This window comes from Blastococcus sp. SYSU D00813, from assembly GCF_054050735.1.
This window is the reverse complement of record NZ_JBJGZX010000003.1, coordinates 194,157-209,653: the sequence shown is the minus strand read 5'-3', so window position 1 is coordinate 209,653 and position 15,497 is coordinate 194,157. Positions and strand designations below refer to the sequence as shown.

The window sequence follows — 15,497 nt, the reverse complement described above, 5'->3', positions numbered from 1 at the left end:
CGTCAGCTCAGCTCGTAGTCCGGGGTGAGGACCGCACCCGCCTCCTCGTGGGTCAGCTCGACGGTGCCCCGCAGCCCGGTCAGCCCTCCGGTGCCCGTGCCGGGCAGGACGACGCCCGTGGCCCGCGAGTCCGCGCCGTCGACCACGCCGGAGTGCTGGAGGACGACGGTGCCGCTGCGTCCCTCCAGCGTGCCGGTGACGAGCTCGACGGCCACGTAGCCGGCCGGGTCGGGACCGACGGTCGTGGAGGTCATCGCCACCACGCTGGTGCCGGTGAGCGCGCCGGTGAACGTCTTGCGCAGCGTCACCCGCCCGAAGGCGACGGCGCGGGGCTCGCCGAGCTCCAGCGGCTCGGGTTCCCAGCCGGTGACCTCGAACGGGATGCGGACGACGGTGCCCACGCGGGACCTCCAGGCGCTCGGACGACGGTGACGACGGGGCCGCAGCCTCTCGCACCCCACCGACGGGATCAGGCGGGGTCGAGCACCCGCTCGTAGTAGAGCGAGCAGCCGGCGTCGGGCTCGTCCACGTAGACCCCGAACGCGGCGATCGGGCGGTAGCCCGCGCTCTCGTAGAGGCCGATCGCCTCGGGCTGGCGCGGGCCGGTCTCCAGCCGCAGCGTCGTCCAGCCCCGCTCGCGCGCGGCCGCCTCGAGCGCGGTCAGCAGCTGCCGGGACACCCCGCGGCCGCGCGCCCCGGGGACGACGTACATCCGCTTCAGCTCGGCGGCCCCCGGCTCGAGCGGGCGCAGGGCGCCGCAGCCGACCGGCGCGCCGTCGGCGTCGCGGGCCACCAGCACCACGGCGACGTCGGCCGCCGACGGCGGGGTCCCGGGCTCGGTGTCGCCGTCGTACCGGGCGCGCAGCTCCACCTGCTGGGCGGCGGTGAGGCGCCGGACCTCGGGGTCGTCCCAGGCGGCGGGTGCGATGGTGCAGGTCGCGGCGGTCACCCCCGCATCCTCACAGCGTGATGCCGTGCAGCAGGAGGGCGGCCAGCTCGCGGTAGGCGGCGGCGTCGCTCAACCCGGTGGCCCGGCCGGTGTCGCCGCGGCCGATGCGGAACATCAGCGTGGTGACGGTGTCGGCGACCAGCGCCGGGTGCACCCGGCGGAAGCGTCCGGCCGCCACACCCTCGTCGACCAGCTCGCGGACCCGGTCGGCCGCCAGCGCGGTGTGCCGCTCGTAGACGGCCCGGGCCGGCGGGAACGCCTCGAGGTCGCGCCGGAAGGCCGGCCCGGCCGGGGCCAGCGCGCTCGCCACGGCGCCCAGGTAGGCGGTGACCCGCAGCACCGGGTCGTCCTCGTCGACCGCCCGCGCCTCGACCTCGGCGGCGGCCTTGCGGAAGAAGTGCCGCACCACCCGGGCGGCCAGCTGCTCCTTGCTCTCCGCCAGCGCGTACAGCGTGCTCTTGGAGCAGCGCAGCCGGACGGCGAGGTCGTCCAGCGTGAGGCCGGCGAACCCCTCGGCGAGGAACAGCTCCTCGAGCTGGTCGAGCAGCTGGGCCTGCCGGGCGGTCAGGACGCGCTCGCCCCCCGTCCACGTCTCGGCGCTCATCCCACCTCCCCGGTCCGGCCGGACAGCATGCTCCTGGACTGACGACAGTACGGAGGTACTGTCGCCAGTACCGCCCCACCCGAGCACCGGAGGCCCCGTGCCCGTCGACCGCGAGCTGCCCACCCCCGAGGCCGCCGACCTGATCGCCCTCACCCGGGAGATCGCCGACGGCGAGCTGGCGCCGCGGGCGGCGGAGTACGAGCGGGAGGAGCGCTTCCCCCGCGAGGTCTTCTCGCTCCTGGGCGAGGCGGGCCTGCTCGGGCTGCCCTTCGGCGAGGACGTCGGCGGCGGCGGGCAGCCGTACGAGGTGTACCTGCAGGTCGTCGAGGAGCTGGCCGCCCGCTGGGCCAGCGTCGCGCTCGGCGTCAGCGTGCACACGCTGGCCTGCTTCCCGGTCGACCGGTTCGGCACGCAGGCCCAGCGCCGCGACTGGCTGCCGGAGATGGTCGGCGGCCGGCTGCTCGGGGCCTACTGCCTGTCCGAGGCCCACGCCGGCTCCGACCCCGCCGCGATGCGGGCCCAGGCGAAGGCCGCCGACGACGGCTGGACCGCGTCGGGCGAGAAGGCCTGGGTCACTCACGGCGGGCACGCCGACTTCTACTCGACCTTCCTCCGGACGCCGGACGACGGGGAGACCGGCGGGGCGGGTGGGGGCAGCCCAGCGATCTCCTGCTTCCACCTCACGCCCGACCTCGCCGGGTTCTCCGCCGCCCGGCCCGAGGAGAAGATGGGGCTGACCGGCTCCACGACCGCGGCGATCCGGCTGGACGGCGTCCCCGTGCCCGCCGACCGGCTGGTGGGCGAGCGTGGGCGCGGCCTCGGCATCGCCCTGGCCGCGCTGGACTCCGGCCGGCTCGGCGTCAGCGCCGTGGCCGTCGGGCTGGCCCAGTCGGCCCTCGACCTCGCCGTCGCCTACGCCTGCGAGCGCGAGGCCTTCGGCAGGCGGATCGTCGACCACCAGGGCCTGGCGTTCCTGCTCGCGGACATGGCCGCCGCCGTCGAGTCCGCCCGCGCCACCTACCTCGCCGCCGCCCGCCGCAAGGACGCGGGCAAGGACTACGCCCGGCAGGCCAGCATCGCCAAGCTGGTGGCCACCGACGCCGCGATGAAGGTGACCACCGACGCCGTCCAGGTGCTCGGCGGCGCCGGCTACACCCGCGACCACCCCGCCGAGCGCTACATGCGCGAGGCCAAGGTCATGCAGATCTTCGAGGGCACCAACCAGATCCAGCGCATGGTCATCGGCCGGCACCTGGCCCGCGAGGCCGCGCCCGCCGCCGGCTGAGCCACCGGACGGACGGCACCGCGGATCCATGACGTCCGTCAGTGGTGGACGCCGAGGCGCCGCGCCCAGACTGGGGGCATGCCCGAGCCACACCTCCGCGCCGCCGACGCCGACCGGAAGACCGTCGCCGACCTGCTCGGCGAGCACATGGCCGCCGGCCGGCTCACCGTGGCCGAGTACGAGGACCGGCTGGCCCGCACCTACGCCTCCCGCACCTACGGCGAGCTCGACGAGCTGACCGCCGACCTCCCGCCGCTGCAGCCGGCCCGCGTGCCCGCCCCGGCGACGACCGCGCCGGCCCCGGCGCACGGGCCGGTCGGCTGGGGGCACTGGGCCACGGGCGGCTGGGGCTGGGCGGCGTGGGGCGGCACCCGCGCGGCCGCGTGGGCGAGCTGGCTGTCCACCGCCGTCATCGTGACCAGCATCTGGCTTATCACCTCGCTGGCCTCCGGGGAGTTCCACTACCCGTGGCCGATCTGGGTCGTCGGCCCGTGGGGCGCGGTCCTGCTCGCCCAGACCCTCAGCGAGGGCCGCGGCGACCGCGGGAACGGCCGCGAGCTCCCGTCCTGACACCGGCCCGCCGGCCGCTGCGGATCCGGGGCGCCGTCCCTAGGCTCCGGCCATGACGGTCGTCGTCGGGTACGTGCCGGGGGCGTCCGGCGAGGCCGCGCTGGAGGCGGCGCTGGCCCAGGCCGACCGCCGCCGGGAGGCCCTGCTCGTGGTCAACGTCGGCCTGCCCGACGCGGCCAACGACCCCCGCTTCCTGGACGAGGGCGAGCGGAGCCGGCTCGCCGACCGGCTTCTGTTCGCCGGCGCCGCCTTCGAGATCGAGCAGCTGGTGCGCGGCCGGGAGGCCGCCGACGAGCTGGTCGAGGCCGCCGCGCGGGTGCGCGCCAGCGTGCTGGTCATCGGCATGCGCCGGCGGTCCCCCACCGGGAAGCTGCTGTTCGGCAGCCAGGCCCAGCGCGTCCTGCTCGACGCCGACTGCCCGGTGCTGGCGGTGAAGGCCCCGCACTGACCGCGGACGACGTCCCGGTCAGGAGGGGACCGTCCTCCCATCCGCCTGGGACCGCTCCCCCGCGAGGGTCGGGGCACCCCGGCGGGAGGAGCCCGCCGCGCACCGTGGAGGTCTCCCCGTGACGAGCACGACCCACCCGATCCGCCCGCTGCCGGCGCCGCCCGCCTCGGCCCCGTCCGCGCTGCCCGGTCGCCGGCTCGCCGTCGCCGGCCTCGTCGTCGGCGCGGTGCTGAACACCGCCGAGGCGGTGCTCCTGCAGTTCCTCCCCGAGCGGCCGGCGGAGCTCGTCGACCAGCTGCCCCTGGTCGCCGACCACCTGCCGTTGTTCGGCACCCGCCTGGTCGTCGGGACGCTGGCGATCCCCTTCATGGTCATCGCCTTCCTCGCCGCCGCCCGGGTCCTGGCCACCCGCGCCCGGCGCACGGCGGCCGTCGCCGGGACGCTGCTGGCCGCGGGCATGTGGGGCTTCGTCGGCATCCACCTGCTCGGGCTGCTGCAGGTCCCCGCGTCCGCCGCGGAGGAGCCGGCCGCGGCCGCCGCCCTGCTGGCCGACGTCGAGTCCCACCCGCTGTTCCTGCTGCTGTTCCTGCTGCCCTTCCTGGCCGGGTCGGCGCTCGGCATGGTCGTGCTGACCGTGGGGCTGCTCGTCACCCGCGTCGTGCCCCGCTGGATCGCCGCCGCCTGGCTGGTGTTCGTCCTGCTGGACTTCTCGGTCGGCGCCGTCGGCCCGGTGGACCCGCACTGGCTGTGGCTGGCCGGCGCCCTGGGCCTGGCCGGACACCTCGCCCGCGCCCCCCGGACGGACGACGCCGTCTCGCGAGCGGCCTGATCGCCGCCGGATCGCACTAGGTTCTGCCGTCGTGCTGCAGCACGGGAGCGGGAGCCGGGTGGCCCTGGGGGCCGCCCGGTTGCTCGCCGTCGCGGCCGTCCTCGCCGCCACCGTCGCGGTGCTGCTCCCGGTGGTGACCGGCGGGGACTGGCTGCCCGACCTGTTCCGCACCCCCGAGCCGGTCGCGGCGCCGGCGTTCGCGGTGGCCGGCGCGCTCCTGGCCGGGCTGCCGGCCGCCCGCCGGCTGGGCTGGCTGCTGCTCGGCGTGGGCGTCTCGGCCGGCGTCTACGTGCTGGCCACGTCGTGGTCGGAGTGGACCGGGGACGGCGGGGTGGCCGGCTGGGCCCGCGGCTGGTCGTGGGCACCGGGCCTGCTGCTGGCCGTCACCGTGCTGCCGCAGGTGCTGCCCACCGGCGCGCCGCTGGCCGGCCCGTGGCGCTGGCCGGTGGCCGCGGCCCTGGCCGTCACCGCGGGGACGACGCTCGTGCTGGCCCTCCCGCTGCAGGTGCGGGACCCGTTCGACCTCCCCGGCTACCCCGCGCTGCTCGCCGTCCTGGTGGCCGCGGCCCTGGCCTCCCTCGCCGTCCGGGTGCGCCGGTCCGACGGGGTGGCCCGCCGCCAGCTCGCCTGGGCCGCGTACGGCGTGGTGGCCACCGTGGTCACGACCTTCCTCACCCCCGGCTGGGGCGTCTCGGTCGCCGTGCTGCTGGTGCCCGCCGGGCTGGCGGTCGCCGCCTTCCGCTACCGGCTCTACGCGATCGACGTGCTCGTCGACCGGACGCTCGTCGCCGGTGTCCTGTTCGGGCTCACCGCCCTGGTCTACGCGGCGGTCGTCGGATGGGCCGGCGCGCTGCTCGGCGAGCGCCGCGGAGCCGCGCCCTTCGTCGCGGCGTTCGCGGTCGCCCTGGCCTTCGCCCCGGCGCGGGCGCGGGTGCAGCGCCTGGTGGACCGGCTGCTGCACGGTCAGCGCGGCGAGCCCTACGCGCTGCTCACCCGGGTCGACGAAGCGCTGCGGACCGCCGCCGGGCCGCGGGAGGCGCTGCGGGCAGGCGTCGCGGCGGTCGCCGCCGGGCTGCGGCTGCGGGGCGCCGCCGTGGAGGTCATGCTGCCCGGCGGCGCCGTGGTCCGGGAGGTGTCGGGCCGGAGCGCACCCGCGGTCGCCGACGTCCCGCTGGTGCTGCACGGCGAGGAGGTCGGCCGGCTGCGGGCCGCGCCCCGGGCGGGGGCCGGAGCCCTGGACCCGGCCGACCACCGGCTGCTCGCGGTGCTGGCCGGGCGACTGGCGGCGGCCGCCTACGCCCTGCGGCTCACCGGCGACCTGGCCGAGTCGCGCGAACGGCTGGTCACCGCCCGCGAGGAGGAGCGCCGGCGGCTGCGCCGGGACCTGCACGACGGCCTGGGTCCGCAGCTGTCCGCGGTCGTGATGACGCTCGACACCGCCGGGTCCGCCCTCCGGCGGGGGGACGGCGGCCGTGCGGCGCGGCTGGTCGAGCTCGCGGGCACCCAGGCCGCCGGCGCGGTGACCGACGTGCGCCGGCTGGTGCACGGGCTGCGGCCGCCGGCCCTGGACGACCTGGGCCTGCTCGGGGCCCTCCGGGCCGGTGCCGGCGTCCTCCCCGACGGGGCACCCGAGGTGACCGTGCACGGGCGGGGCGACCTGACGGGTCTGTCGGCGGCCCTGGAGGTCGCGGTGTTCCGGATCGCCCAGGAGGCGGTCCTCAACGCCGTCCGGCACTCCGGGGCGCGGGCGGTGGAGGTGAGCGTGTGCGCTGAGGAGGAGCAGGTGGTGGTCGAGGTGACCGACGACGGCCGGGGACTGGTGACCGGTCGCCCGGCCGGCGTGGGGCTGTCGTCGATGCGCGAGCGGGCAGCCGAGCTGGGCGGGCGCTGCGACGTGGGCCCGGCGGACGGCGGCGGCACCCGTGTCCGCGCGCTGCTCCCCCGGGCCGCGGTCGCCGAGGCGGACGCGTGAGCGCGCCGGCGGTGCGAGCCGTGGTCGCCGACGACCACCCCGTGTTCCGCCAGGGACTGCGGGTGCTGCTCGAGGACCTGGGGGTGGAGGTGGTCGCCGAGGCCGCCGACGGCGAGGAGGCCGTCGCCGCCGTTCGCCGCGAGCGGCCCGACGTCGTCCTCATGGACCTGCAGATGCCGGTCCTGTCCGGCATCGAGGCGACCCGGCAGCTCGTGGCCGCCGACCCCGACGTCCGCGTGCTGGTGCTCACCATGGTCGCCGACGACGAGGCGGTGTTCGCGGCCGTGCAGGCCGGTGCGCTGGGCTACGTGCTGAAGGGCGCCGGTCAGGCGGAGATCGGCCGGGCCCTCGCCGCGGTGGCCGAGGGGCAGGCCGTCTACGGGGCGGCGGTCGCCCAGCGGCTCCGGGCGTTCTTCACCGCCGGCTCCGGCGTGGTCGCCCGTCCGTTCCCGGAGCTGTCCGACCGGGAGCGCGAGGTGCTGGACCTCGTGGCCGGCGGCCTGCCCAACGCCGCCATCGCCCGCCGGCTCTTCCTGTCGGAGAAGACCGTGCGGAACCACATCACCTCGGTGTTCGCCAAGCTCGGCGTGCGCGACCGGGCCGAGGCGGTCGTCCGGGCCCGCGAGGCCGGGCTGGGCGGCGCGACGGGCCGCTGAGCACGCCCGCCGTCCCTATGCTGCGCCGCATGACCGTCGTCGTCGGCTACGTGCCGAGTGCTGAAGGACGCGCCGCCCTCGAGGCGGCCATCGAGGAGGCCGGCCGCCGCGGCGAGTCCCTCCACCTGGTCAACGTCGGCCAGAGCGACGCCGCCAACGACCCCAAGTTCCTCGACGAGGGCGAGGTCGAGCGCCTGCGCGCGAAGCTGCGCTCCTCCGGGCTGGAGTTCGAGGTCGAGCAGCTGGTGCGGGGCCGGGACGCGGCCGAGGAGGTGGTGGACGCCGCCGAGCGGCTCGGGGCGAGCCTCCTCGTGATCGGCATGCGGCGGCGCTCGCCCACCGGGAAGCTGCTGTTCGGCAGCCAGGCCCAGCGGATCCTGCTCGACGCCGAGTGCCCCGTGCTGGCGGTCAAGGCCGGCGGCTGAGCCACGGCTGCGCAGACCCCCACGACGACGAGGAGCCGGCCCCTCCGGGGACCGGCTCCTCGTGCTGGTGGGCAAGGGGGGAGTTGAACCCCCACGTCCTCTCGGACACACGGACCTGAACCGTGCGCGTCTGCCATTCCGCCACTTGCCCGGACGCAGCGACGACACTAGCAGCCTGCGCGGACGCGTCCCGGCAGGGGGTCGGCGCCCGGGGAGTCGTGCGTCGCTGACCGGTCACCCGCCGCGCGCACGGCTACGATCACGGGTGGACCGCACATCGGCGCCGGACGAGCCTGGAGGAGCGACTGTGGGTGTGCTGCAGCGCTTCGAGCGGCGGCTGGAGGGGATGGTCGGGCTGGCCTTCGCCCGGCTCTTCAAGGGCAAGGTCCACCCCGCCGAGATCGCCAAGGCCCTGACCCGCGAGGCCGACGAGCAGCGCTCGGTGCTGGGCGAGGGGCGGGTCCTGGCCCCCAACGTCTACGACGTCCGGCTGGGCCGCGCCGACTTCGACAACCTCGCCGAGTGGTCCGAGCAGCTGGCCGCCGAGCTCGCCGACATGGTCGCCGAGCACATCGCCGGCGAGGGCTACCAGCTCTTCGGCGACGTGCAGGTGCGCCTCCAGCTCGACGAGGCGCTGCCCACCGGGGTCTTCGAGGTCGGCTCGCACGTCGCCGACCCCGCCCGCCCGGCGTCGCGGGCCGACGCGCTCGGCGTCGCCCCCGCCGCCCCGCCGCTGACCGGCGAGGGCGTGCCGCCGCTGCCGCCGCTGCGCGGCCGGATGGCCACCGACACCGGCCGCCAGCACCCCTCGTCCGTCGTCGGCCGGGCCGGCTCCAAGCCCGGTGTCACGCACGTGCTCGTCGTCGACGGGCCGGGCACCCGGCACGAGCTGACCCACGGCCGCAACGTGCTCGGCCGCGGCACCGACGCCGACATCCGGCTGCCCGACACCGGGGTCAGCCGCAAGCACGCCGACGTCGTCCTCGACGGCGGCACGGCGTTCGTCGAGGACCTCGGCTCCACCAACGGCACCCTGGTGAACGGCCGCCGGATCACCCGTCAGGCGCTGGCCGACGGCGACGTCATCCGGATCGGCCACTCGGTGCTGGTCTACCGGCAGGACGGCGGCACGTGAGCGGGCTCGACCGCTCACCGGGGGCGGCGACGCCGTGACGGCCGAGATCGTCCTGCAGATCTTCCGGTTCGGCTTCCTGCTGCTGCTCTGGTTGTTCATCTTCGCCGCGTTCCGCGTCGTCCGCGCCGACCTCTTCGGCGGCCGGGCCGGCCGGGTCGCCCCGGTGCCGCCGCGCGCCGCCGTCCCGGGCCGGCGCAAGAGCAAGGGACCCAAGACGCTCGTGGTGACCGCCGGCCCGCTGGCCGGCACGCGGATCACCCTCGGCGACCAGCCGATCCTCATCGGCCGCGCCGACGACTCCACGCTCGTGCTGACCGACGACTTCGCCAGCTCCCGGCACGCCCGGCTGACCAACAGGGGCGGCCAGTGGTACGTCGAGGACCTGGGTTCCACCAACGGCACCTTCCTGGACCAGCAGCGCGTGCAGGGGCCGCTGCTCGTGGCCCCCGGCCAGCCGATCCGGATCGGCCAGACCGCGCTGGAGCTGCGGTCGTGAACCACGACACCGACGGGAGCCGCTCCCGATGAGCCTCGTGCTGCGCTACGCAGCCCGGTCCGACCGCGGCCTGGTCCGCGGCAACAACCAGGACTCCGTCTACGCCGGCCCGCGCCTGCTGGCGGTCGCCGACGGCATGGGCGGGCACGCGGCCGGCGACGTCGCCAGCAAGGTCGTCATCGCTGCGCTCGAGCACCTCGACGAGGACGCCCCGCCCAGCGACATGCTGCAGGCGCTGCGCGCCGCGGTGTTCGACGGCAGCGAGCACCTGCGCGAGGTGATCCGGGAGTCCCCGCAGCTGGAGGGCATGGGCACCACGCTCACCGCCGTCCTCTTCGCCGGCGGCCGGCTGGCCCTGTGCCACGTGGGCGACTCCCGCGCCTACCTGCTGCGCGACGGCGAGCTGACGCAGATCACCCACGACGACACGTTCGTGCAGACGCTGATCGACGACGGCCGCATCACGCAGGAGGAGGCCAACCACCACCCGCAGCGCTCGCTGCTGCTGCGGGCCCTCAACGGGCAGGACGTCGACCCCGACCTGTCGATGCGCGAGGCCCGCGCCGGCGACCGCTACCTGCTGTGCTCCGACGGCCTGTCCGGCGTGGTCAGCGAGGAGACCATCGCGAACACGCTGATGGACCCGGACCCGCAGTCGTGCGCCGACCGGCTGATCGAGCTCGCGCTGCGCAGCGGTGGCCCGGACAACATCACGGTCATCGTCGCCGACGTCGTGGAGGACGACGGCACCGGCGCGCTCGTGGAGCCGGTGGTCGACGGCGCCGCCGGGGCGAACGTCGGCCAGCGCGCCGTCGCCCCCGACTCCGCCGCCGGCCGGGCCGCCCTGCACGACCCGCCGCCACCCCCGCCACCGGCGGCCACCCCGATGGCCACCGCACCCGTGCCGGACCGCCGCCGCACCCGCCGGCGCTGGTGGTACGCCCTCGCCACCCTGGTCGTGCTCGCCGGGGCCGGCATCGGGGCCTACGCCTGGGTCCTCGACCACTGGTTCGTCGGGGTGGACGAGGACACCGACACCGTCGCCGTCTTCCGCGGCATCAACGCCTCCGTCCTCGGCCTGGACCTCTACCGCGAGGAGTCCGACTCCGGCATCGCCGTCGCCGACCTGAGCTCGGACCTGCGCGGCAAGGTCGCCGACGGGATCGCCGTCGACGACCGGCAGGCCGCCGACGACCGGGTCGAGATGCTGCGCGAGCAGTCGCTGCCGCGGTGCGAGGAGGAGGCGGAGCCGACCCCGACGGAGGCGCCCACGACGGCGGCCCCGCCGCTGCTCCCCGGTGACCCCGGCGCGGCCCCGACCGGCCTCGGCGAGTCCCTCGGCACCACGACCGCCGGCGCCCCGACGTCCACCTCGTCGTCCTCAGGGACCTCCTCGTCGTCCGAACCGGGACGGGACTGCCGGGAGGCCGAGTGATGAGCGGCCCGACCACCGACCCCCGGTCGGCCGGATCGGGCGGCGCACCGGGCACGGCCTCGCCCACGTCCGCGGTCCCGACGCGGCGGGGGACCGAGCTGGTCATGCTCGCCTTCGCCGTGGTCATCACGCTGGCCGCCCAGTCGATCGTCGACATCACCCTCACCGGGTCGCTGCGGCCGGAGCTGGCCACCTTCGGCGGCTGGTTCACCGCGCTCTGGGTCGTGATGCACCTGGTGGTGCGCCGGTTCGCGCCCTACGCCGACCCGCTGCTGCTCCCGGCCGTCGCGCTGCTCACCGGTCTCGGGCTGACGATGATCCACCGGCTCGACCTGGCGGCCGACCAGGTCGGCTCGACCGTCACCCGCGAGGACGCGCCGGTCCAGCTGGTCTGGGCCACGCTCGGGGTGGCGCTGTTCGTGGCCGTGCTGCTGGTCGTCCGCGACCACCGGCTGCTCTCCCGCTTCGCCTACACCCTCGCCCTCGTCGGCCTGGTGCTGCTGGCCCTGCCGGCCGTGCTGCCCGCGTCCATCTCGTCGGTCAACGGCGCCAAGATCTGGATCCGCCTGGCGGGCTTCAGCATCCAGCCCGGTGAGTTCGCCAAGATCTGCCTGATCGTCTTCTTCGCCGCCTACCTGGTCGACAAGCGCGACGTCCTCGCGCTGGCCAGCCGGCGGGTGATGGGTCTCGAGGTGCCGCGCGCCCGCGACCTCGGCCCGGTGCTGGTCGCCTGGATGGCGTCGATCCTCGTGCTGGTCTTCGAGCGCGACCTGGGCAGCTCGCTGCTGCTGTTCGGCATCTTCGTCGTGATGCTCTACGTGGCCACCGAGCGGGCCAGCTGGCTGGTCATCGGGGTCGGGCTGTTCGGCGCCGGCGCGCTGCTGGCCTACCAGCTGTTCGGGCACGTGCAGGTCCGCGTCGACACCTGGCTCGACCCGTTCGCCTACCGCGACACCGGCGGCTTCCAGCTCGTCCAGTCGCTGTTCGGGCTGGGCACCGGCGGCCTGTTCGGCGCCGGCCTGGGCGGGGGCCGCCCCGACGAGGTGCCGGTGGCCAAGAGCGACTTCATCGCCGCCGCGATCGGCGAGGAGCTGGGGCTGTTCGGCCTGGTCGCGGTGATCATCGTCTACCTGGTGCTGGTCGAGCGCGGCCTGCGCAGCTCGCTGATCGTCCGGGACGCCTTCGGCAAGCTGCTCGCCGCCGGCCTGGCCTTCGCCATCGCGTGGCAGGTGTTCGTCGTCCTCGGCGGCGTCACCGGGCTGCTCCCGCTGACCGGCCTCACCACGCCGTTCGTCGCCTACGGCGGGTCCTCGCTGGTGGCCAACTTCGCGCTGCTGGCCATCCTCGTGCGGATCAGCGACGCCGCCCGCCGGCCGGCCACCCCGCCGGTGCCGCCGGGCGCCCCGCCGCGCGCCACCTTCGTCGACGCCCCGACCGAGGTGGTCAAGCCGTGAACGCCCCCCTGCGCCGCGTCGCCATCAGCGTGCTGGTGCTCTTCACCCTGCTGATCGTCAACGTCAACTACATCCAGGTCGTCCGCTCCGACGAGCTGCGCGCCGACTCGGGCAACCGCCGGGTGATCATCGAGGAGTACGGGCGCCAGCGGGGCTCCATCGTCGTCGACGGGAACGAGATCGCGCTGTCGGTGGAGACCGACGGCGACCTCACCTTCCTGCGGCAGTACCCGCAGGGCCCGCTCTACGCCGGGGTCACCGGCTACTACTCCTACCTGTACGGCGCCACCGGCATCGAGCGCGCCGAGAACGACGTCCTCACCGGCGACGACGCCCGGCTGTTCACCCAGCGGCTGAGCGACATCTTCACCGGCCGCGACCCCTCCGGCGGCGACGTCGTCCTCACCCTGGACGCCGCGACGCAGGAGGCGGCGATGGCCGGCCTCGAGGGCGTCACCGGCGCCGTCGTCGCGCTCGACCCCGCCACCGGAGCGGTCCTGGCCCTGGCGAGCACCCCGACGTACGACCCGAACCTGCTGTCGGCCCACGACGGCGGGGCGGTCCGCGACTACGCCGAGCAGCTCGAGGCCGCCGAGCCCGACCCGCGGCTGAACCGCGCGATCAACGACAACTACCCGCCCGGCTCGGTGTTCAAGGTGATCGTGTCGGCGGCGGCGCTGTCGACCGGCGAGTACACCCCCGACACCGTGATCCCGGCCCCCGACGTGCTCACCCTCCCCGGCACCTCCACCACGCTGGAGAACTTCGGCGGCTCGCGGTGCAGCAGCAGCGGGGAGCAGGCGCTCATCGACGCGCTGACGATCTCCTGCAACACCGCCTTCGCGCTGCTGGGCATCGAGCTCGGCGAGGACCGGATCCGGGAGACCGCCGCGGCCTTCGGCATGGACGGCGAGGGCCTGGACATCCCGATGCCGACCGCGGGCAGCTCGGTCGGCGACCCGGAGAACGACGCCCAGCTCGGGGTCAGCTCCATCGGCCAGCAGGACGTGCGGATGACCCCGCTGCAGGCCGCGATGGTCGCCGCGGCGGTCGCCAACGACGGCACGCTGATGGCGCCCTACCTGGTCGACCAGCTGCGCGCCCCCGACCTGCAGGTCATCGAGCAGACCGATCCGGAGGAGCTCTCCGAGGCGGTCACGCCCGAGGTGGCCGACCAGCTGACCGAGATGATGGTCAGCGTCGTCGACGACGGCAGCGGCCGGGCCGCCCGCATCTCCGGCGTCGAGGTGGCCGGCAAGACCGGGACGGCGGAGAACGCCGGCCCCGACCACAACTGGTTCGTCGGCTTCGCCCCGGCCGACGACCCGCAGATCGCCGTGGCGGTCTTCGTGGCGAACGGCGGGGGTACGGGGGGCGACGTGTCCGCGCCGATCGCCCGCCAGGTGCTGCAGGCGTACCTGTCCGGGGAGGGCTGATGGCGCTGTCGACGGGCACCGTCCTCGCCGGGCGGTACGAGATCACGTCCCCCATCGCGACCGGTGGCATGGGGGAGGTGTGGCGGGCCCGCGACCGGGTGCTGGACCGCGAGGTCGCGGCCAAGGTGCTGCGCAGCGAGTTCACCGGCGACCCGAGCTTCGTCGCGCGCTTCCGCAACGAGGCCCGGCACACCGCGGCGCTGTCCCACCCGAACATCGCCTCGGTCTACGACTACGGCGAGGCCGACGACGAGCGCAACCCCGGCCAGCGCCTGGCGTTCCTCGTCATGGAGCTGGTCGAGGGCCAGCCCCTGGTGACGATCCTGCACGAGGAGGGCCGGCTCCCCGTCGACTGGACGCTGCACGTGCTCGGCCAGTCCGCCGACGGCCTCTCCGCGGCGCACGCCGCGGGCGTCGTCCACCGCGACATCAAGCCGGGCAACCTCATCGTCCGGCCCGACGGCGTGGTGAAGCTGACCGACTTCGGCATCGCCCGCGCGCGCGACGCCACACCCCTGACCCGCACGGGCATGGTGGTCGGCACGGCCCAGTACCTCTCCCCCGAGCAGGCGCAGGGCTTCGAGGTCACCGCCGCCTCCGACGTGTACAGCCTCGGCGTCGTCGGCTACGAGTGCCTGACCGGCTCGCGGCCCTTCGACGGCACCTCCCAGGTCGCCATCGCCCTCGCGCACATCAACCGGCCGCCCCCGCCGCTGCCGGCCGACGTCCCGCTCGCCGTGCGGCAGCTGCTGGAGCGGGCGCTGCAGAAGGACCCCGAGCACCGGTTCACCGACGGCGCGGCCTTCGCCGCGGCCATCCGCGCGGTCGCCGCCGCCGTGGGCAGCCGGGCACCGGCGGGGACCGGGGTCGTGGCCGCCACCGCGGCGACCCAGGTCGTGGCCATGCCCGAGGACGCGGCCGCCGCCGACGAGCCGAGCACCCAGGTCCTCGACGCGGGCCCGGTGGCCGCTGCCGCCGCGGCGACCGGCGCGCAGACCTCCGCCCGGCCGATGCCGCCGCTGCAGGGCCCGCCGACCGGCGGCGACGCGTGGGACCGGCCGGACCACCGTGACGAGCCGCCGGCCCGCCGCACCCCGCGCTGGCTGTGGCCGGTGGCCGCCCTGGTGCTGGTCGCCGCCCTCGCCGGGCTGGCGTGGATCCTCTTCAGCGGCGGGGGGGACGAGGGCGACGGCGGCGGCACCGCCCGCAGCACCGCCGCGACGTCGGCGTCCTCCAGCGGCCCGCCCACCGCCGCGCTGCTGGCCTTCGACCCGTCCACGCTCCTCGGCCGGGACGTCGACGAGGTCGCCGAGGAACTCGGGGCCCGCGGCTTCACCGCCGTCGGCACCGAGGAGGCGTCCGACGAGCAGCTGGCCGGCTACGGCGCGGCGCTGGCGGCCGGCGAGGTCGCCGACGTCGACCCGGCCGCGGGCCAGCTGGCCGCCGACACCCCGATCACGCTCTACTACGCGGCCGACGACTACGCGCCGCCGGCGCCGGACACCGGCAGCGACGAGGGCGAGACCGGCGGGGACGACGAGGGCGGCGCCGACACCCCCACGCCGAGCCAGGCCCCGACGTCGGCCACCTCGTCGTCCCCCAGCTCGGTGCCCCCGACCTCGGTGACACCCACCACTGCGACCACTCCGACCACCACCACGTCGGAGGCCCCGGGGACCACCCTCCCGCCGCCGTCGGAGACCGCCCCGGTCCCCGACGGCGAGGCTGCCGGTTCCCCTGTGGCACAGGGTGCGGGCGGGTGAGCGGGTCCGCTCGCGCCGTCCCGAACCGCTCCGTCCCGCT

General features: G+C 76.0%; 16 protein-coding genes and 1 tRNA gene. 13 read left to right on the top strand and 4 right to left on the bottom strand.

What is annotated here, in order from left to right; genetic code table 11:
- Positions 1-2: 2 nt before the first annotated feature.
- The 3 genes from ACI8AX_RS03585 to ACI8AX_RS03575 all read right to left on the bottom strand — a co-directional run bounded on the left by ACI8AX_RS03585 (position 3) and on the right by ACI8AX_RS03575 (position 1,553).
- Positions 3-401: a DUF3224 domain-containing protein gene (locus ACI8AX_RS03585; RefSeq protein WP_456548421.1), complete on the bottom strand. Its 399-nt coding sequence runs from the start codon at positions 399-401 to the stop codon at positions 3-5.
- A 68-nt stretch (positions 402-469) separates the two neighbouring features.
- Positions 470-949, bottom strand: a complete 480-nt coding sequence (locus ACI8AX_RS03580; RefSeq protein WP_456548420.1) for a GNAT family N-acetyltransferase — start codon at positions 947-949, stop codon at positions 470-472.
- Positions 950-959: 10 nt separating this feature from the next.
- The gene (locus ACI8AX_RS03575) at positions 960-1,553 is read right to left on the bottom strand and encodes a TetR/AcrR family transcriptional regulator (RefSeq protein WP_456548419.1); all 594 of its coding nucleotides are present in this window, start codon (positions 1,551-1,553) and stop codon (positions 960-962) included.
- A 97-nt stretch (positions 1,554-1,650) separates the two neighbouring features.
- Between ACI8AX_RS03575 and ACI8AX_RS03570 the strand changes: the two genes are divergently transcribed.
- The 7 genes from ACI8AX_RS03570 (at position 1,651) to ACI8AX_RS03540 (ending at position 7,738) form a co-directional block, all read left to right on the top strand.
- The gene (locus ACI8AX_RS03570; RefSeq protein WP_456548418.1) at positions 1,651-2,838 is read left to right on the top strand and encodes an acyl-CoA dehydrogenase family protein; all 1,188 of its coding nucleotides are present in this window, start codon (positions 1,651-1,653) and stop codon (positions 2,836-2,838) included.
- 78 nt (positions 2,839-2,916) lie between these two features.
- Positions 2,917-3,408 (top strand): DUF1707 SHOCT-like domain-containing protein, encoded by a 492-nt coding sequence (locus ACI8AX_RS03565; RefSeq protein ID WP_456548417.1) that lies wholly within the window; start codon positions 2,917-2,919, stop codon positions 3,406-3,408.
- A 52-nt stretch (positions 3,409-3,460) separates the two neighbouring features.
- Positions 3,461-3,856, top strand: coding sequence for a universal stress protein (locus ACI8AX_RS03560; protein ID WP_456548416.1), 396 nt, complete (start codon positions 3,461-3,463; stop codon positions 3,854-3,856).
- A gap of 118 nt (positions 3,857-3,974) precedes the next feature.
- Complete coding sequence (locus ACI8AX_RS03555; protein WP_456548415.1) at positions 3,975-4,685, top strand: hypothetical protein; 711 nt, start codon at positions 3,975-3,977, stop codon at positions 4,683-4,685.
- A gap of 31 nt (positions 4,686-4,716) precedes the next feature.
- A complete protein-coding gene (locus ACI8AX_RS03550) occupies positions 4,717-6,657 on the top strand; it encodes a histidine kinase (RefSeq protein WP_456548414.1) in 1,941 nt (646 codons plus the stop codon).
- A complete protein-coding gene (locus tag ACI8AX_RS03545; RefSeq protein ID WP_456548413.1) occupies positions 6,654-7,313 on the top strand; it encodes a response regulator in 660 nt (219 codons plus the stop codon). Before ACI8AX_RS03550 ends, ACI8AX_RS03545 begins: the two co-directional genes overlap by 4 nt.
- A gap of 29 nt (positions 7,314-7,342) precedes the next feature.
- Positions 7,343-7,738, top strand: a complete 396-nt coding sequence (locus ACI8AX_RS03540; protein ID WP_456548412.1) for a universal stress protein — start codon at positions 7,343-7,345, stop codon at positions 7,736-7,738.
- Between the two features lie 65 nt (positions 7,739-7,803).
- Here the strand turns inward: ACI8AX_RS03540 and ACI8AX_RS03535 are convergent.
- Positions 7,804-7,889: transfer RNA gene (locus tag ACI8AX_RS03535), tRNA-Leu, on the bottom strand.
- 156 nt (positions 7,890-8,045) lie between these two features.
- Here ACI8AX_RS03535 and ACI8AX_RS03530 point away from each other — a divergent pair.
- Genes ACI8AX_RS03530 through ACI8AX_RS03505 form a run of 6 tightly spaced genes read left to right on the top strand, consistent with a single transcriptional unit; the run spans position 8,046 to position 15,457 of the window.
- Positions 8,046-8,873, top strand: a complete 828-nt coding sequence (locus ACI8AX_RS03530; protein ID WP_456548411.1) for an FhaA domain-containing protein — start codon at positions 8,046-8,048, stop codon at positions 8,871-8,873.
- A 34-nt stretch (positions 8,874-8,907) separates the two neighbouring features.
- Complete coding sequence (locus ACI8AX_RS03525) at positions 8,908-9,369, top strand: FHA domain-containing protein FhaB/FipA (RefSeq protein ID WP_456548410.1); 462 nt, start codon at positions 8,908-8,910, stop codon at positions 9,367-9,369.
- Between the two features lie 28 nt (positions 9,370-9,397).
- Positions 9,398-10,804 carry a PP2C family protein-serine/threonine phosphatase gene (locus ACI8AX_RS03520; RefSeq protein ID WP_456548409.1) on the top strand — a complete coding sequence of 469 codons (1,407 nt, stop codon included), beginning with the start codon at positions 9,398-9,400 and terminating at the stop codon, positions 10,802-10,804.
- The gene (locus tag ACI8AX_RS03515) at positions 10,804-12,258 is read left to right on the top strand and encodes an FtsW/RodA/SpoVE family cell cycle protein (protein WP_456548408.1); all 1,455 of its coding nucleotides are present in this window, start codon (positions 10,804-10,806) and stop codon (positions 12,256-12,258) included. Before ACI8AX_RS03520 ends, ACI8AX_RS03515 begins: the two co-directional genes overlap by 1 nt.
- Positions 12,255-13,694, top strand: a complete 1,440-nt coding sequence (locus ACI8AX_RS03510) for a peptidoglycan D,D-transpeptidase FtsI family protein (protein ID WP_456548407.1) — start codon at positions 12,255-12,257, stop codon at positions 13,692-13,694. Before ACI8AX_RS03515 ends, ACI8AX_RS03510 begins: the two co-directional genes overlap by 4 nt.
- The gene (locus ACI8AX_RS03505; RefSeq protein WP_456548406.1) at positions 13,694-15,457 is read left to right on the top strand and encodes a serine/threonine-protein kinase; all 1,764 of its coding nucleotides are present in this window, start codon (positions 13,694-13,696) and stop codon (positions 15,455-15,457) included. Before ACI8AX_RS03510 ends, ACI8AX_RS03505 begins: the two co-directional genes overlap by 1 nt.
- The last annotated feature ends 40 nt before the right edge of the window (positions 15,458-15,497 follow it).